The 18,577-nt window shown below is 43.8% G+C and carries 15 protein-coding genes; 8 read left to right on the forward strand and 7 right to left on the reverse strand.

What is annotated here, in order from left to right; all coding sequences use genetic code 11:
* Positions 1 to 68: 68 nt before the first annotated feature.
* A complete protein-coding gene (gene gltC / locus BIV59_RS12020) occupies positions 69 to 971 on the forward strand; it encodes a glutamate biosynthesis transcriptional regulator GltC (RefSeq protein ID WP_071351733.1) in 903 nt (300 codons plus the stop codon).
* Between the two features lie 27 nt (positions 972 to 998).
* Here the strand turns inward: gltC and BIV59_RS12025 are convergent, their stop codons facing one another.
* Positions 999 to 1,808, reverse strand: coding sequence for a uroporphyrinogen-III synthase (locus tag BIV59_RS12025; RefSeq protein WP_071351734.1), 810 nt, complete (start codon positions 1,806 to 1,808; stop codon positions 999 to 1,001).
* 542 nt (positions 1,809 to 2,350) lie between these two features.
* Between BIV59_RS12025 and bacA the strand changes: the two genes are divergently transcribed.
* The 3 genes from bacA to BIV59_RS12045 all read left to right on the forward strand — a co-directional run bounded on the left by bacA (position 2,351) and on the right by BIV59_RS12045 (position 5,750).
* A complete protein-coding gene (bacA, locus tag BIV59_RS12035) occupies positions 2,351 to 3,145 on the forward strand; it encodes an undecaprenyl-diphosphate phosphatase (protein WP_071351736.1) in 795 nt (264 codons plus the stop codon).
* 613 nt (positions 3,146 to 3,758) lie between these two features.
* On the forward strand, positions 3,759 to 5,045 hold the full coding sequence (locus BIV59_RS12040; RefSeq protein WP_071351737.1) for an MFS transporter: 1,287 nt from the start codon (positions 3,759 to 3,761) through the stop codon (positions 5,043 to 5,045).
* A 153-nt stretch (positions 5,046 to 5,198) separates the two neighbouring features.
* Positions 5,199 to 5,750: a GNAT family N-acetyltransferase gene (locus BIV59_RS12045; protein ID WP_071351738.1), complete on the forward strand. Its 552-nt coding sequence runs from the start codon at positions 5,199 to 5,201 to the stop codon at positions 5,748 to 5,750.
* A 31-nt stretch (positions 5,751 to 5,781) separates the two neighbouring features.
* Here the strand turns inward: BIV59_RS12045 and BIV59_RS12050 are convergent, their stop codons facing one another.
* Both BIV59_RS12050 and BIV59_RS22825 read right to left on the reverse strand, forming a co-directional pair.
* Entirely contained in the window at positions 5,782 to 6,435 is a 654-nt protein-coding gene (locus BIV59_RS12050) for a GTPase domain-containing protein (protein ID WP_071351739.1), read from the reverse strand.
* A gap of 8 nt (positions 6,436 to 6,443) precedes the next feature.
* A complete protein-coding gene (locus BIV59_RS22825) occupies positions 6,444 to 7,472 on the reverse strand; it encodes a GTPase (RefSeq protein ID WP_083392149.1) in 1,029 nt (342 codons plus the stop codon).
* Positions 7,473 to 7,700: 228 nt separating this feature from the next.
* Here BIV59_RS22825 and BIV59_RS12060 point away from each other — a divergent pair, with 228 nt between their 5' ends.
* A complete protein-coding gene (locus BIV59_RS12060; protein WP_276205143.1) occupies positions 7,701 to 8,816 on the forward strand; it encodes an NAD(P)H-dependent flavin oxidoreductase in 1,116 nt (371 codons plus the stop codon).
* A gap of 152 nt (positions 8,817 to 8,968) precedes the next feature.
* Here the strand turns inward: BIV59_RS12060 and BIV59_RS12065 are convergent, their stop codons facing one another.
* Positions 8,969 to 10,195, reverse strand: coding sequence for a PDZ domain-containing protein (locus BIV59_RS12065; protein ID WP_240501894.1), 1,227 nt, complete (start codon positions 10,193 to 10,195; stop codon positions 8,969 to 8,971).
* A gap of 356 nt (positions 10,196 to 10,551) precedes the next feature.
* On the opposite strand from BIV59_RS12065, the gene BIV59_RS12070 reads away from it, so the two are divergent.
* On the forward strand, positions 10,552 to 11,895 hold the full coding sequence (locus BIV59_RS12070; RefSeq protein WP_071351741.1) for an amino acid permease: 1,344 nt from the start codon (positions 10,552 to 10,554) through the stop codon (positions 11,893 to 11,895).
* A 39-nt stretch (positions 11,896 to 11,934) separates the two neighbouring features.
* Here BIV59_RS12070 and BIV59_RS12075 read toward each other — a convergent pair whose 3' ends face one another.
* The 3 genes from BIV59_RS12075 to selD form a co-directional block, all read right to left on the reverse strand.
* Positions 11,935 to 13,392: a S41 family peptidase gene (locus tag BIV59_RS12075; RefSeq protein WP_071351815.1), complete on the reverse strand. Its 1,458-nt coding sequence runs from the start codon at positions 13,390 to 13,392 to the stop codon at positions 11,935 to 11,937.
* Between the two features lie 190 nt (positions 13,393 to 13,582).
* Positions 13,583 to 14,629: a tRNA 2-selenouridine(34) synthase MnmH gene (mnmH, locus tag BIV59_RS12080; RefSeq protein WP_071351742.1), complete on the reverse strand. Its 1,047-nt coding sequence runs from the start codon at positions 14,627 to 14,629 to the stop codon at positions 13,583 to 13,585.
* Between the two features lie 28 nt (positions 14,630 to 14,657).
* Positions 14,658 to 15,701 (reverse strand): selenide, water dikinase SelD, encoded by a 1,044-nt coding sequence (gene selD, locus BIV59_RS12085; protein ID WP_071351743.1) that lies wholly within the window; start codon positions 15,699 to 15,701, stop codon positions 14,658 to 14,660.
* Between the two features lie 289 nt (positions 15,702 to 15,990).
* Here selD and BIV59_RS12090 point away from each other — a divergent pair, with 289 nt between their 5' ends.
* Together BIV59_RS12090 and BIV59_RS12095 are read left to right on the forward strand one after the other, a co-directional pair.
* On the forward strand, positions 15,991 to 17,025 hold the full coding sequence (locus tag BIV59_RS12090; RefSeq protein ID WP_481747431.1) for a permease: 1,035 nt from the start codon (positions 15,991 to 15,993) through the stop codon (positions 17,023 to 17,025).
* Between the two features lie 475 nt (positions 17,026 to 17,500).
* Positions 17,501 to 18,544, forward strand: a complete 1,044-nt coding sequence (locus BIV59_RS12095; protein WP_071351745.1) for a serine hydrolase domain-containing protein — start codon at positions 17,501 to 17,503, stop codon at positions 18,542 to 18,544.
* Positions 18,545 to 18,577 lie beyond the last annotated feature (33 nt).

Below are 18,577 nucleotides of genomic sequence, written 5' to 3' on the forward strand. Positions count from 1 at the left end.
ATTGATATAAACAATATATAATTTAGATTAAAATAATCTCTTTTCAAGATGAGTAGGGGGCGGAATCAATGGAATTGAGGCAATTGCGCTATTTTATCGAGGTCGCAGAACGGGAGCATGTATCAGAAGCAGCCGTGCATCTTCATGTTGCCCAATCCGCAATAAGTCTTCAGATATCGAAATTGGAGACTGAACTTGGCGTACAGTTATTCGAACGGGCTGGAAGAAATATCAGACTCACCCACATCGGCAGGATTTTTCTGCATCACATCAAAACAGCCATAAAAGCGATTGATTACGCCAAAGGACAGGTGGATGAATACTTGAACCCTGAGCATGGCACGATTAAAATCGGCTATCCGACAAGCCTTGCCAGCTACCTGCTGCCCACAATCATATCTGCTTATAAAAATAAGCAGCCAAGCGTTTCCTTTCATCTGCATCAGGGTTCTTATTCTTCGCTCATTGAATCCGTGAAAAACGGGGATATCGATTTAGCCCTGCTCGGCCCTGTCCCCCCAGAGGATGACGAAATTAACACCCGCATATTATTTACAGAAAACCTGTCAGCATTAGTGCCTATCAATCATCCCCTTGCTGAAAAGAAAAGCCTGGCTCTAAGCGAGCTTCGCAACGATGATTTTGTGCTGTTTCCTCAAGGTTACGTGCTGCGGAGAATTGCAGTGGAAGCATGCAGGCAAGCAGGTTTCAAGCCAAAAACAGCTTCAGAAGGGGAAGACATGGATGCCATCAAAGGGCTTGTGTCAGCTGGAATGGGCGTCAGTATTCTTCCAGACGGCACCTTTTACGACTCCACCCCGCGTTTTACCGCAAAAATTCCAATCGAAGCTCCCCAGGTCAGGAGAACAGTTGGGATCATTACGCCTAAAACCAGGGAACTCGCTCCATCAGAAAAGGATTTCTATCTTTTCATCAAGGAATTTTTCACCGTGCTGGAGCATTACCAGTAACAAGCTGCCGGATTTCCGCCAGCTATGTTACTGGTTTTCATAATAGCGGGAAAGCTCGACGACCAAGGCCCCCATTCTTTCCTTGCCAGGCACCAGCATCCGCTCTATTCCTTCTTCCTTCAATGCATCCGCTGTGACCTTGCCGACTGCGGCCGCCATTGTATGGCTGCCAAAGGCATGTATTAGGCCCTCTAAGCACCCTTCTTTTCTGGCAAAAGCAAAAAGGGAAAAAACCTGTATGGCCGTTGTGAAACAAACCGCATCCACTTCACCCCTTATCAGCTCTTTGCACAACTTCTCCACCGTTTCCCGTTCTGGAGCAATATGCTGATAAGGAAGAATCTGCATCACAGTTGCTCCGTTATTTTCAAGAAAAGAGATAAGGGAGGGAGCCTTCTCTCCGTGGAGCTGAACCATGACCTTTTTTCCGTTAAAGTCAAAGCTTTTCAGCGCCTGAACCAGTCCGCTTGTCGTACCGTCGCTGTCCGCCGCCGTAATATCAACACCCAGCTTCTTTAAGGCACCTGCCGTTTTATAGCCCCGTGATGCCACTTTTGTTTTTCGGACAGCCTGCAAAAACGGTTCCTCCATACCCATCTTCCCGGCTATTTGTATTAACGTTTCAATGCCTGCTCCAGTCGTGAATATAGACCAATCCGCCTGAAAATCGATAAAAGACTTAATATGCGGTGCTGTTTGTTCTTCTGCTAAAAAAACCGTACCCTGCAGAGACCGTACAACTGGGACTCCTCCCTGTTTTTCAATCAGCAAGCTCATTTCCTCTGTTTTCCGCGAGCCGCCAATGGCAACTTTTCTGCCGGCTAATCCTTTTCCCATTGCTCTCCCTCTTTCCGTATGAAAATGATTTTGTATTCCATTATAACGGATAGGAATAGTAAAGAAACAGCTATTATTCTAAATGAATCACAAACGCCGCTAAACAGTATACATTTTGATAGATTTGGAAATAATGCACGACAAGAAGATAAATAGAGGAGTGGAAAAACAATGCTATCTTATCAGGAAATGCTAAAACAAGTGAATGAATTAAGCACCTCCGGAAACATTGTACTGTTTCATGGAAACTTTCACATTTGGCTGGCCAATAACGGACTATATTATTATCGCGACACCAGCTTTGACAGTGAGCTGATTCATCTGCCGCATTGCAAAACCGAATCATGTCTATGCTACCTTAGCTACCCAAACAGAATCTCTTTTCGTACTCCTAGCGCCGTCTGTGATTTTGTATATTTTAATAGGATGAAAAAAAGCGCAAAAACCAAGGTTTCCCTTTAAGCTCTCTTTAAAAAACTACATAAAATCTTAACAATTGCCTTCTTTTACATATGATATTCTGTTAAAAAAGGAGGCACCAAATGAGCGAACATATCATTGCATTTATATTAGGGATAGTAGAAGGCTTAACCGAATTTCTGCCTGTATCATCGACCGGCCACTTGATTCTTGCAGGCCACTTGTTTGGATTTAAAGGACAAAAGGCGAATACCTTTGAAGTGATTATCCAGCTGGGATCAATGCTAGCCATATTAGTTTTATACTGGAGAAGGTACCTCTCCCTGCTGAATTTCAAAACGATCGGAAAGCCCGAGAAAAAACTGGATCTTATACATATAATATTAGGCGTTGTACCAGCCGCTTTAGCCGGTCTTTTGCTTCATGATTTCATCAAAACCAAGCTGTTCTCTCCAAGTGTAGTCGTCGTCAGCCTTGTTGCCGGAGCCATTTTAATGATTTTTGCCGAAAAAAAGCACGGCAGATTCACAGCCGGAACAGTCGATGAGCTTACCTATAAACAGGCACTGGCTATTGGCCTGTTTCAATGCCTCGCCGTCTGTCCCGGATTCTCCCGTGCAGGCTCCACCATATCAGGTGGCCTGCTTGCAGGGGCAAACCATAAAACATCAGCGGAATTTTCTTTTCTTGTCGCGCTTCCGATCATGGTCGGTGCAACAGGGCTTGATTTAATCAAAAGCCTGGACTTTTTGCATGCAAGCGACATTCCCATGTTTTCAATCGGCTTTGTTACTGCATTCATTGTAGCCATGCTGGTCGCGGTCGTCTTTCTTAAATTAATCGGAAAAATCGGCCTGAGCATCTTTGCTTATTACCGGATTCTCCTGGCCATCCTCTTTGCTGTGTTTATTTTATAGGCTGTTTTCGTAAACTTTGTTGCTATGGAACAAGGGGTTGATTTCCGCTCCAGGATGCTTCGCTTTCCGCGGGGCGTGCGCTGAGACCGCGGGAGTCTCCGCACCTTCCGCTCCAATCAACCTGCTATAACAATGGAATTGCCTCGAGAACTAATTAAGCAATCTTTAAGAAAAGAGCCATTTTATAAAACGCGATGCGGAGCAGGCTGCACGATTCTTCCTGTAAGTTGCATGATTTTCATAGAAAGTTGCATGATTTTCACGTAAAGTCGCATGATTATGCCAGAAAGCTGCATGATTCCGGGTACAAACCGCATGATTCTTGAAAAAATTCCTGTATGACGCAGTAATTTTTAAAAAATCGATCAGTGAACTGCGTGACCCCACTTAAGTACCGCCCATTTCACCAATGGGCGGCTTTTTTATTTCTATGACGCTCTTCGGTACAAGCGTTTTCATTGTAATTTTAGAAAATTAAGATTATTTTATAATAGTAGGCTCTAGTAAAATTGCCTGCTGATTTATCCTTATCCCGTACCATAGGGAGCTTTAACAGATTCATAAACTATGAAACAGCAACAATGAAACCAGATCATCATGAGGAGGAGGAACAATGAAACATTCATCTGAACACGCTGAAACCCGGCGCATTACTGGCAACATTTTCAAAGGTTCGGTCGGCAACCTGATTGAGTGGTATGACTGGTACGTTTATTCTGCTTTTGCCGTCTACTTTTCGGCAGAATTCTTTCCGAGCGGCGACCCGACAAGCCAGCTGCTGAATACTGCAGCCATTTTTGCGGTAGGATTTTTGATGCGCCCATTAGGAAGCCTGCTGATGGGACGCTATGCCGACCGCTTTGGACGGCGCTCAGCCCTTACCCTTTCCATTACTGTCATGGCGGGAGGTTCGCTCGTCATCGCCTGCACACCAGGCTATTCTACAATAGGGATGCTTGCACCAATCATCCTTGTTCTTGCACGGCTGCTCCAGGGGCTGTCGCTTGGCGGGGAATATGGAACTTCAGCCACTTACCTTTCAGAAATGGCCTCAAATGGCAGACGGGGCTTTTACTCAAGCTTTCAATATGTCACACTTGTCGCAGGCCAGATGGTAGCGCTTGGTGTCCAAATCATTCTGCAGCAAATGCTCGATGAAGCGGATATGAAATCCTGGGGCTGGAGAATTCCATTTGTCATCGGCGCATTAGGTGCCCTGGCCGTATTGTGGCTGCGCCGCACAATGGATGAGTCAGAGCAATTTGAAAAAATGAATAGCGAAAGCAAGAAAAACGCAGGGACTGTCCGGGCGCTAATGAAGCATCCCAAGGCTGTTTTAACAGTAGCAGGCCTTACTCTTGGCGGTACTGTCGCCTTTTATACATATACCACCTATTTGCAGAAATTCATGGTCAATACTTCCGGCATCAACAAGGAAACCGTCAGCTGGATCAACTTCATCGCCCTTCTGATCTTTGTCGTGCTCCAGCCGCTTGCCGGCATGCTGTCTGATAAAATTGGCAGACGCCCGCTTCTGATCAGCTTCGGGGTGCTCGGGACTCTTTGTACGATTCCGCTCTTTATGTTGCTTGAACATACAAAAAACCCGATAGCCGCCTTCCTGCTTATGATGGCAGGACTTATCATTGTCACCGGCTATACATCGATTAATGCCATTGTAAAAGCCGAGCTCTTTCCGACAGAAATCCGTGCGCTTGGCGTTGGTTTCCCTTATGCCCTTACTGTTGCTATCTTTGGCGGAACCGCTGAATTCATCGCATTATGGCTGAAAAATATCGGCAAAGAGCAAGTTTTCTACTTTTACGTGGCGGCATGTGTTTTTGTCAGCTTCCTTGTTTACTGGCGTATGGGCGAGTCATCAAAGGATTCTAAGATTTAAGGCAAAAAAAGGTGATCCGGCAGCGCCTCGCTGCACTGCGGATCACCTTTTTCGTCTATTAAATTTAAACTCTCTTTCTTTCCCTTGCCAATTCTGCTTAAACTTATGGTAATATACAAAATAAACCAATTTTATTATCAGGGGGATAAAGCTATGTTTTTGCACAAAATTGATGATGAACTCTCTTTAAAGTTATTGGAGCTTAAAGATGCTGAGAGAATATTTGAATTAACGAATCAATCAAGGAGCTATTTGCGCGAATGGCTTCCCTGGCTGGATTTTAATACCAAATTAGAGGATACACAGGAGTTCATTTCTTCAAGCTTGAAGAATTTTGGCAATAACACAAGCTTGAACACAGCGATTCTCTACAAAGGGGAAATTGTGGGAACAGCCGGTTTTAACAGCATCAACTGGTCCAATAAATTCGCGGCAATCGGCTACTGGCTTTCTGAGGGATATCAGGGGCATGGCATTATGACGAGAACAGCCAAGGCGCTGACTGATTATGCTATCAATGATTTAAAGTTAAACCGTGTTGAAATAAGGGCGGCCTCTGAAAATACCAAAAGCAGAAGCATCCCTGAGCGATTGGGATTTGTGAATGAAGGGCGGATCAGGGAGGCAGAATGGCTGTATGACCATTTTGTAGACCATATTGTGTACGGAATGCTTGCGGGTGATTGGAAGGCTATGGAGAAGTAAGCAAAAGGACGATCTCTACCCGAGATCGTCCTTAGCTGGTTTTTTTATGTTCCAAAACCTTCTTGAGTTCGTCTATTCCCTCTCCGTAACGGTTGCTTACGAAGATCAGCGGAATATTATATCTCGTGTAACGGAATTTCAGATGAAAGTCTTGTTCGATACTTGCTTTTTCATCGTCTGTTAAATCATCAGAAAAGCTTCTTATCAGTACAATCGATGAAGTTCTCCTGCTTTTTTCAAGAATGCTCTCAAACATCTCTTCATCACTGCCATGAATTTTGCCTCTGACTGAAAATAAGATCACGTCAAACCTGTCAAAAGGCAGATAATCACGGTAGCTTTTCAATGGATGCGCTAGTGTATCATAGCCCGGAGTATCAATATATAGGCTTCCATTATAGTCATAAAACAGATTTGTCTGAGGATCAAGGCTCCAATCTGTTGCATCTGTCCCCTGTCCGATAACCGGCTTCGGAGTGCATTGGCCATCTGTCAGCTTCAAAAGCAGCGAGGACTTCCCGGCGCCCGGCTGTCCGATAATGGCGATTGTCTTTTTTTCCGATCCATCAAGAACGCGTTCTAAACGGGAAAAGTTCTCTTCCAGCACAGATTTCCTGATATTTGGCTTATGTGAGGAAGCGGAATAATCCGCCGACTTCCTTAATCTCTTAAACGGATTGATCATCATAGTCCTCAGGCCAATTCCTTATTCAGTACCTCAGCAGCCAGCTCGTGGCAGTCATTCAGGAAGTGGTTTCCTGCTGTATATGTCATAGCATAGCCTGCTGATGCTGCGGCAATTTGTCCGACGATAGGCACAAACTTTGCCGTGCTTTTCATGGCTGTTTTGGCCGCAAACCGTTTCAAAAGCAGGGCCACGCCTTCTCTTGTTGCATAATCCAAAACCTTCTTGGCCAGCGGAAGCAAGGCCCCCTCGAGCTTGGAAATTTTTTCGTCATTTAATCCATATGATTTTCGGATATCCGAAAATAACTTCAGCATCACGGAAAAATCCACACTCACATCCACACCAGGGATTGGATTAATTCCATTCGCAGCGGCTATTGCAGCATAACGTACGACAAGCTTTTTACATTCCTCTTTCTTTGCCTCAAGATGATCCATCGTATATGCTTTGGCATATCGCGTATACTTTTCTCTTTGGGCAGGCTTAAGGGATTGTGTAATGGCTTCCTGCAGAACATCAAAGCCTGTAGCATTCCTGCAGCTTGTAAAATAGACCTTTTCTTTAGACCCTACCTGCTTTTCAACATCATCCCTGATATTCTGTTCCAACTCTTCTAGGGTTTTTCCGTCTTCCCATAATTGGTCTGCCATATTGCGGACAAATAAACAAACCCTGCCCTCTTCTTTTAATTCCTTGAAAAAAGCCGTGTCTGCATCATGGAACTTGCCGGAAAACACACATAAAAACAAATCAAAGTCCTTTGGATCGAACCTGCTCATCCACTCATTGGGAGGAAACTTGGAAGTTCCGTATCCAGGGAGATCGACAAGGAGCAATCCTTCATAAGGAATAAAATCCGCATCCACCGTCACATCTGTGCTGGCTCCAGTTTTGGCGACCTGCTCCCCGACCAGCTTATTGATAATGGATGATTTCCCTGCACCCGGCTGCCCAAACAGAGCAATCTTTAAAGGCACTTCATCTTCTTTTTCTATTTGTTGCTTAATTTTCTCGATATCATCATAAATAGACATATTTTCACCCCGCAGCTATATGTACCCAGTATTTTACTATAACAACCCCATAATTACTCTTCATATACTTTTTTCCACACGTTTTTCCCGGATTATTTTTTTACTATTTCATAGGACTGGCAAGAGAACTGCCGCTGTTTTCAATTCATGTATTTTGCAATATTTCAGAAAAGAGATAGAATTTTACCTATAAACATTTTTTAGGGGATTATTGTCAGATATAAGCAAATCAGTCATAAAACGAGGAGTGAAAACATGTTAAACAATAAAATGACAGGACTTTTGAAAATTGATTATCCGATTATACAAGCTCCTATGGCTGGCGGAGCAACAACTTCGAATTTAGCAGCTGCGGTTTCAAATTCCGGGGGTCTCGGGATGATTGGTGCAGGGTATATGTCCCCTGATCAGATACGGGAACAAGTCAGGGAAATAAAACAGCTAACATCGAAGCCTTTTGGGATTAATCTTTTTGTTCCTAGCCCTTTTAATCTAATAGAAAATGAAATTGAGTCTGCTAATAAGATCTTAGACACGATTCGCCGGAAATTACATGTACACCCAAAAGATAGCTTTGAAATCCCTGATTTTGATGAAGTTTTAGAAATATTCATGGAACAAATCAGGGTTGTTATTGAAGAGAAGGTGCCTGTTTGTTCCTTTACATTTGGCATTCCTCCTAAAGAAGTAATAGATGAATTAAAATCAGTTAACATTATTCTGATTGGAACAGCCACAACTGTTAGAGAAGCTGTTGAAAATGAAAATTCAGGTATGGATATTGTGGTTGCTCAAGGCAGTGAAGCTGGCGGACATCGGGGAAATTTTATCGATGGAGATCAGGAGAGCTTAGTTGGTTTAATGTCACTCGTCCCGCAAGTTGTGGATCATGTAAGCATTCCAGTTGTTTCTGCAGGAGGATTAATGGACGGTAGAGGGTTAATGGCGTCTATTTGCTTAGGAGCACAGGGCGTACAAATGGGTACAGCTTTCTTGACTTGCATTGAAAGCGGAGCACCTCAGATCCATAAAGACGCAATACTTCACGCTCATGAAGACCAGACAGTTTTAACCCGGTCATTTTCCGGAAAATGGGCAAGGGGAATTAAAAATAAATTCATCTTAGAAATGCAGCATAATGAACGTTCCCTGCCGAATTATCCTGTTCAAAATACACTGACACAAGACATTAGAAAGTCTTCTGCTGCACATAATAATCCAGATTATATATCGCTTTGGTCAGGCCAAAGTCCAAGATTAGCCAAAAGTCAAACCGCAGAATCGTTAATTCAGCGTATTATGGCTGATGTTAAAAAGTTAAATTCAGATATAGACTGGTCCTAATACATCGCTCTATCTTTCGAGTGGCCCTGAGTGTCTCTGGGTCTCGCATATTATTGCGGAAACGAAAAAAATCACTTAGAAAGTACACTCTCTAAGTGATGAAAATATAGTCCTAATAGCCTTAAGTAATCTCGTAAATTCTAAAGCTTTATTTATACCGCTTTTCCGCTGTCACTGTCTGCGGCCTCAGTGAATAGAATGCCGAGCTCATGGTGTTCTCCCTCATAGAGGGCTTTTTGAGCAAAGCGGATTTCTCCATTATTGCCGATGACCTCAAGCTTGCAGTAGGCACGGTTTTTTTGAAGTGCTGCATAAAACTCCAGTTCGTTTCCGGCTGTCACACCGTTCACTTTGCTGATGATTTCTCCCATTTCAAGTCCCATTTTATCTGCTGGAGTACCTGGAATAACGCCCAGGATCCGGACACCAAGCTTGCTGGGTGAAAAGTAAAATGGCCTCTTCGCATCCGAGGTTTTTACGAAGTAGGAAATCAGCTCCCGGCCGAGCATCGCCAGCACAACTGAAATGATGGACAAATTCGGATACCATTTGCTACCGACTGCAATCAGTGTGACAATCACTCCCAAAAGCACAACCTGCCTGCCGTGAGCCTTGATGGCCATGAATGGGAGCATGCCTCGGACTTTTTGCGAAAAGCCGAGCAAAAATGGAAGAACAATCGGCATAATATGTGCAGAGCCGATGGAAAAAACGGGATACCAGTCAAAGATTTCCGGCAGGTTCCCTCCTGGAATCAGGACAAACATCGGAATCAGCCAGACTCTGCGTGATACATATACACCAACTGTCTGTCCGCGCTTTGAGACTGCCCGTTTGGGAGAAGGCCGTTTAATGGCACTCCTTCCAATTAAAAACCCTTCACTTATTAAAAGGAGACCCAGCAGCACAGCAAGAGACGGATACTTCGACTGGCCCATAGCGGAAAATGCTTCATGAAAATAAGGAACCGAAACATTTTGATCGTAAATAAAAAACAGGCCTAAAAATGCCAGACCAATGCTGTATGCAGGCGAAAGCAGCCTGAACTTTGTCGTTGCCGCAAGCACGATGGTAATGAAAGCAATCAATATTACAGATGCTTCCGGGATGACAATGCCGCACCCCAGGGCAACAAGGGACAATATCAATCCCCATACTATTCCCTGCGGAAAAAGATAGCGCAATTCCTGTGACACATCAAAAATACGGACATGAAAATCCTTTCTTTCTCTTTTCACACGGAGATATCCTGTTAATAGACTCACTAAAACAGCAATATATAAAACAGGATGCTGAAAGATTTTCACTAATCCCTGCAAGCATGCTATAAGCCAATCTTCCCTCAATTCCTCTTCACCATCCTTCTCAATCTTAATCACGATGCATGTACACATGGCTATGTTCTATTTTAACAAACTGCCGGTATCCTGCCTATTCGGAATATATGTACTGCCTTCTTTTATTAAGGCTGTTTTCGAAACTTTGCTGCTATGGAACAGGGTGGTTGATTTCCGCTCCAGGATTCTCCAGTCAACCCGATTTACCAATGGGACCGCCTCACAGCACTCATTAAAAAAACAATCTTCAAGAAAAGAGCCTTTATAAAAGCAATTTGAGGATTTCGCTGATTTGTGCTATATTTATATATGTCGCTTTAATGCTTAAAAGCGTTTAAGCGTAAATCCATGCAATCATTTGAGATTGTTTACTATTTTGAGGGAAAGGTTGTCACATCATGAAAAAGCATGAGCAAGTGTTAAATAGAGGCCTATTATCGAGGCATGTGCAATTAATAGCATTGGCAGGGATGATTGGCACAGGGATTTTTAAAGGCAGTTCAGATACATTGAATCTTGCAGGACCCAGCGTCATCATCGCATATTTAATTGGGGGGCTTCTGCTGTTTATCGTCATGGCAGCTCTTGGGGAGATGGCAATGGTTTTTCCGGACATGAATGTACAGAAATTGATTCATCATGCGTTCGGCTCTCAAGTTTCCTTTATTGCTGGCTGGCTGTACTGGATTAACTGGATCATCGTTACTATTGTTGAATTACTGGCAGCAGGCTCTTTTTTACAGTACTGGTTCCCGTCTCTTCCCCTGTGGCTGCTCGCCCTGATATGCGGAGCTTTGATTATCGGGATCAATTTGACTTCAGTTAAAAATTACGGTGAATTCGAATTTTGGTTTGCCGGCATCAAAATTATCGCACTAATTGCTTTTATTATATTGGGAGCATGTATCTTATTCGGATTATTTCCAGGATCGCCTGATCATCCTTTTACCAATTATACCGCACATGGAGGTTTCTTCCCCCACGGTGCAAACGGAATTCTCAGCGCCTTCTTAGTGGTTGTATTTTCCTACGGCGGAGCAGAACTGATTGGTGTGGCTGTAACGGAAACAAAAGATGCACAGCGTGTCCTGCCAAAGATTATCAAAGGAACAGTGTGGAGAGTCATCCTTTTTTACGTGCTGCCTATTTTGATCATTTGCGGAATTATGCCATGGGATAAGGTATCGTCTGCCGGTTCTCCTTTTGTGCAGGTATTCACCACATCCGGGCTTCCGGGAGCTGCAGGCATCATGAATTTCGTATTGCTGACAGCTGTTCTTTCTGCTGCCAATTCAGGGATATACGCGACATCAAGAACATTATTCTCCATGTCACAAACTGGGGAAGCACCGCGGTTCCTTTCTCGGACAACAAAAAGCTCTGTACCGGTTTTCGGAATTTCTTTGACAGGTCTATTCATTGGAGCAGGCGTATTTCTTGCATACCTCACACCTGAACAAATCATAAGCTATATGATGACCATTCCTGGCTTTACGGTCCTTTTATTGTGGATCGCCATACTTGCCGCACAGCTGAAGCTCCGCAGCGAGTATCCGGAGAAGCCGTCATTTAAGGTTTTGTGGCATCCGCTGCCATCCATATTCGCGATTCTTTCTCTTTCCTTCATTTTCTGTTCATTCATTCTGAGCAGCCAGAATGCGATTGGAACCTTTGTAAGCCTGTTTATCCTGTTTGTCCTGACATTTGCATCCTTTATCATAAAAAAAAGGAATAGAGCATAACAAACGCAAGGCCCGGGATCATGTTCCCGGGCCTTATTTCTATTCAGCTACATACTTCAGTGCTGTCTGCAGCTGGATATCATTATTTTCATTCTTGATTTTTTCGATAATGCCAGCTTCCATATGGGCAGCGGTCTTCTTATCCAGCTCTCCTGTCGCCTCTATACCTTCATGCTGCTGAAAAGCCTTGACGGCAATTTCCGTTTTTTTGTCAAAATAGCCATCATCCCTCCCCGGTTCGAATCCCAAACCGCTTAGAATTCTCTGAGCATGGCCAACTTGTTCATCATTGCTGTCCAATTTAAGCGGCTGCTCGATATTAAGCGGCTGCGAATTGAAATACTGGGGCTGATGAACTTCAATCGTCGGCTCGATGCCTTTTTTATGAATCCAGTTTCCATCTGGAGTCAGCCATTTGAATAAAGTAAGCTTGATATTGCTTCCATCCCCCATGGGTACAGGCTGCTGGACGGTCCCTTTTCCGAATGTTTTTTCTCCGATCAGTGCATATCCGCCAGCTTCCTCCATCGCTCCAGCCAGGATTTCAGCTGCAGAGGCACTTCCTTTATCCGTTAAAACTGCGATCGGATAATTTTTTTCTTCCTTCAGCTTTGTGTAATAAGACTGTGTTTCCCCGTCACGCTGCTCGATTTGAAGATACGCTTTATCCTTCGGAATGAATTCCCCGAGGATGCTTTCCACACTTGTCAGAAGCCCTCCTGGATTGCCGCGCACATCAATGACAAGACCCTCTATTTTTTTCTTTTCCATTGCCCCCAGCTGCTTTTTGAAATCCTCAGATGTATGTTCAGAGAAAGAAGACAGCTCAATATACCCGATTTTCTCTCCGTGTACCTTTTTTATAGAGGAAAACACCGTTTCAAGCGGAATTTCATCACGGACAATATCCATTGTAAGAGGCCGGGATATGCCAGCCCTCTTTATTTCAAGACTTACACTGGTTCCCTTTTTGCCGCGTATAAGGAGACGTGTTTTATACAAATCCAAATCTTCCACACTTTTTCCATCCACCTTTAAAAGCTGATCCTTCGGTTTAAGGCCAGCCTTCTCTGCAGGAGAGTCTTTATAAGGAGAGACAATGACAATATGTCCATCCTCCATGCCGATTTCTGTCCCAATACCTTCGAATGTGCTATCCAGCGCTTCATTAAACTGCTTGGCCGTTTCTTTGTCCATATAAACAGAATAAGGATCCTTCAAAGAAGACAGCATTCCAGTAATGGCACCTTCTATCAGCTGCTTATTGCCGACCTTTTCTACGTATTGGCTTTGAATCAGCTCATATGCCTGTTCAAGCTTTGTCCACTCTTCGGTTTTCTCAAAACCCGACCGGTTACGCGTTTCATTCGTATTGATTCCATTGGTTCCGCTGTAATCCTGGTGATTCCCAAACTTCGAACTCGCCAGATAACCCCCGCCGGCCCCGGCAGATAACGAAACCGCAATCGCCAGAGGAAGAGCCCATTTTTTAGCCATAATAATCCCCTTTTCAATCAATGGGGTCAGACCCCACATCTAGTGTAATTCACTATATGAAAAGCCTGTCCAGAATATGAATGAAAGTGCGCAAGCGCCTCGTATAGATGAACAAAGACTAGAACGCCGCGTCCTGCGTTTTTTTAAATAAACACAAAAAACAGCCTGGCACTTGGCCAGGCTGCGATGTTTACTTGATATTGGCTTTTTGCCCAATCAGGATTTCCTGAATGGTTTCAGCCGCTTCTTCTGCATTTTTTACTGAGATGGTGATTCTGCGCTCTTCTGGAAACTGCTTTGCTGTATGCTCATAGCGCGGATCATAGTAGAATTCCAGCAGCAGCTCTACAGCCGACGCATAATCCTCCGCTTGGAGATTAGCCGCAATTTCAGCAGCAACCGGGGTGTGGATCCGGTTCCTGATTTTCTCGAAGGCCTCTATGCAGTCTTCTTTATGCTCCCAAGGCTTGTAATCATCAAGGATATGACGGACTCTTTCTTCCATTGGCATATCGATGAAAATCTGCATTCCCTGCTCCTTCTTTTCAATAAAAAATGGAGGAAGCACCACTTTGCCGATTCTCTTGCTTTCCGCTTCAAATAATACATACGGTGAATCCTTGTAGGCCATCAGGTCCTGTAGCAAAAGAGATTCAAAGGTTTTTTGATTATTGGGGCGCAAACCGATCTGTCCAAAAATCGAGCCTCTGTGGCTGGCCATCCCTTCAAGGTCCATCACCGGAAATCCTTTTTCCCGAAGCTGCTGGAGGATAAGGGTTTTCCCTGAACCTGTATAGCCGTTCAGCACGTATGCCTCCGGCTTAAAGTCGATTTGTTCAAGGTTTTCCACGACCCATTTGCGGTAGGCCCTGACACCGCCCTGCAGACGGTATGTCCGGATGCCCATGAGGTCAAGGACTGTGGCAGAGGTTTTGCTGCGCATTCCTCCGCGCCAGCAAAAGACTGCCTTATTCGCGTCTATTTGCTGAAACTCCCTGATAAATTCAGGCAGTTTAGCCGACACAATTTCAAGTCCGCGCTTTTTTGCCGATTCTGCGCTGTCCTGTTTATAAATGGTGCCGATTTCTGCTCTTTCCGCATCATTAAACAGCGGGATATTCAAACTTCCCGGTATGGTAGAATCTCTATATTCAGAAGGAGACCGTACATCCACAAGCATCAATTCTTTTTTTTCCTGCAGCTTCAACAACTCATCTACAGTAATATCCTGGAACAAATTATTCTCCGCCTTTCACTGCTTCTTCTTATATAACTGTTATATGTCCCGGATTTTCTTCAGTTACTTCACCGATTATCGCCGCTTCAACACCATGAGACTTCAATTCCTCAAAAAGGGCTTCTGCTTCTTCACCTGAAACCGAAATCAGCAGGCCTCCTGAAGTAACAGCATCACACAAAATCAATTGATCAATGTCATCCATTGCTTCAGGGAATGTCACAGAACCTTCCAGGTGCGCAAAATTATTTCTTGTTCCGCCCGGGATCACGCCTTTTTCAGCAAGCTCTCTCGCACGCTCAAGCACTGGTACCTGATCGCTGAAAATACGGAGTCCGGCACTGCTTCCTTTTGCCATTTCAGATGAATGACCAAGCAGGCCAAATCCAGTCACGTCGGTACAGGCATGAACATCATACGATTCCATGGTTTCAGCCGCTGTTTTATTCAGTGTAGCCATAACTGCTGTTACCCGTTCAATTTCTTCATCAGAAAGCAGGCCTTTTTTAATGGAAGATGTCAGGATGCCGACTCCGATTGGCTTAGTCAGGATCAGCTTGTCGCCAGGCTTGGCTCCAGTATTGGCACGGATTTTATCTGGATGTACAAGTCCCGTAACCGCAAGCCCGAATTTCGGCTCTTTATCTTCAATCGAGTGTCCGCCCACAAGTGTTGCTCCTGCTTCCTTCAGCTTATCAGCAGCACCGCGCAAGATATCTGCAAGAATCTCCTTTTCAAGTACAGCAATTGGAAATGCCACGATATTAAGGGCAGTCAGCGGTTTGCCTCCCATTGCATAAATATCGCTGATAGCATTCGCCGCAGCTACTTGTCCGAATGAATAAGGATCATCTACGATTGGCGTAAAGAAATCAAGCGTTTGAACAAGAGCCATTTCATCGTTAAGGCGGTAAACTCCTGCATCATCGCTCGTATCTAATCCTACAAGAAGGTTAGGATCCGGGGCAGCCGGCGGAAGCATGCGGATAACCTGTGCTAAGTCTGCCGGCCCGATTTTACAGCCGCATCCCCCTTTTGTTGATAATGAAGTAAGTTTTATTGATTGTGTCATAAGACATCTACCTTTCTATTATGAAGACTGTTTACTTCTTATTATAAAACACATTCCGAAAAATTTCATAAATCGGAACTTCCATCAGCAGGGAATTGGTACAAGGCTGGGGGAAAATCCATTACTCTTGGAAACATTATTTGCCGCAGTCCACGCTGGTATCCATTATTTCTTCAGGCAGAAATATCTATACAGATTTCCTCTTTGTGCTATAATTAAAAATTGGATTTATACTAAAAGGAGGCAACTCATGGCTCACACAACAAACCATCCGGTTCAGCAGGAATCTATGAGCGGCAAAAAAGCTGCTATATTCCTTGTTATCTTTCTTATAATCGCCGCTGCCGGTCTATCATATGTAAAATGGTGGCCTTATTACCAGAAGACCATTCTGGCTGCTACCACTCATTCTATCGGTCCTTCTATTTTAGGAGAGCATGCTTCATCCACTCCATCATGGCATGCTGCCTGGAGCTATGCTATAGCCTATTTCAATTCAGTCTGGAAGGCTGCTGTACTTGGAATCCTGCTGGGATCTCTTATTCAGGTTCTGCTTCCTGCGCACTGGCTTCTTAAAGTACTTGGCAAAACATCCTTCGGAAGCACAGCTATTGCAGGGCTGGCTGCCGTTCCGGGAATGATGTGCACATGCTGCGCCGCGCCGATGGCTGTCGGCCTGCGGAAGAAAAATGTATCAGTGGGGGCAAGTCTTGCATTTTGGCTCGGCAATCCCACAATTAATCCAGCTACACTAATATTCATGACCTTCGTTCTATCATGGAAATTCACACTGATCCGCCTGTTTTTCGGGCTGATTCTGACATTCGGTGTCAGCTACCTTGCAAACCGTTTTGCAAAAGATACAAAACCTCTTGATATGGAACAAGTAATCTCCCATTCTGAGGAAAACCAGCCAACAGGCTCATTCCTTACACGCTGGGCCAAGGCTTTAGGCATGATGCTGCTTTATATTGTGCCTGCATACATCCTGTCTGTACTGCTGCTTGGATTTGTCAGTGTCTGGCTGTTCCCTAACCTGAGCGGTGCAGCTGCTGTAGGAATTCTGGCAGTCATCGGCTTTGCCATCACAGGCATGCTGTTCGTCATTCCGACAGCTGCTGAAATCCCGATTATCCAAACACTGATGTCATTCGGTCTTGGCGGCGGACCTGCTGCTGCATTGCTTGTCACACTGCCTGCAATCAGCCTGCCGTCACTATTGATCGTCGGAAGATCTTTTCCAAAGAAAGTCCTTCTGTTTGTCGCTTCATCCGTTGTCGTACTCGGCATTTTAAGCGGACTAGCCGGCATGCTCATTCTATAAGTCTAGTAAGCAGTTCCTTTAACGGAGCTGCTTTTTTTTGCGGCAAAAATATTGCTAAAACTCCAATCCGACAGCCCTCGTTTACCAATTCGCTCTAATGAGGGGCTATCTGGCTCTAATCACCAGAGATTTCGCTCGAATCAAGGAAGATTTGGCTCTAATCAAAGCGAATTTGGAACTATTATCCATTTAACTGGAAATAAAAGATGAGAATTAAGGCGTATAACAGCATTTCAAAAGGAAACCTGCAAGATTTTTTCAAAAAAAGAGTAATTTTCAATCTTCTAAAGTGGAATTATATGTAAAATAAGAATATGAAGTTTAAAACTATCCCTTTTCGTGCTTTTTAAACTATTTTTTTAATGAGATCCCATTGTTAACCTAGGGTGCTTGGAGGCGGAAATCAATACCTTGTACAATAGCAGGATTTTCGAAAAACAGCCTAACTATAAAAATGAGATCGGAGAGAATTCTTATGAATGTACACGTAGCTGATGTAATTTCAAATATTCAGAGGAAAAATGATTTCTCAGGTACCGTATTAGTAAAAGATGAGGACATGATAATAGATTTAAACTTTGGTTTCGCTAACCGTTCTGAACAGCGAAAAAACAATTCATCAACTCGCTTTGGAATAGCTTCAGGATGCAAGCTCTTTACTGCTATTGCCATATGCCAGCTCGCAGAAAAAGGAAAAATTTCTTTTGATTCGAAATTAAGCGATTGTCTGGATATTGATTTTCAGTACTTTGACAAAGATATAACTGTCCATCATTTACTGACACATACTTCAGGAATACCTGATTATTTTGATGAAGAAGTTATGACAGACTTCGAGGAACTCTGGATTACATATCCTATGTATCAATTAAGGAGGTTAAAAGATTTCCTTCCATTATTTCAAAACGAGCGGATGAAATTTCAAGCAGGACAATCTTTTCACTACAACAATGCGGGTTATATTTTGTTGGGGCTCATTGTTGAACAGGCAACAGACCTTGAATTCTCTGAATACGTTCAAGAATATATTTTTAAAAAAGCTAACATGATGGACTCGGGATATTTCACATTCGACTCTCTCCCTCCAAATACAGCATTAGGATATATAGACCACCCTGATGGTACTTGGAAGACAAATATATATTCCTTACCCGTCAAAGGAGGCTCCGATGGCGGAGCATTTGTAACTGCAGCAGACATGGTTAAGCTGTGGGAGGCGCTTTTTACTTTTCAGCTTTTAAGTGAAGCGTACACAAGCACATTAATAAAAGCTCATATTCAAGTCGATGAATGTGACTTCTATGCTTATGGTATATGGATTAAGAAAACGGATAATCATATACTTAAATACCATGTAATGGGGTACGACCCTGGAGTAAACTTCCACTCTGCCTATTATCCTGAAACCTCTGCAAAAGTCGTAGTCTGCTCCAACAAGTCGGGGGGAGCTTTTGAGATGATGACTGGAATCGAAGCAGAATTAAAAATAGGCCCTAAAAAGCCAAACAAAAAACCCTGAAAAGCCAATTGACAGGCTTTTCAGGGTTTCCTT

The organism is Bacillus sp. MUM 13 (genome assembly GCF_001866725.1).
Lineage (GTDB): Bacteria > Bacillota > Bacilli > Bacillales > DSM-1321 > Peribacillus.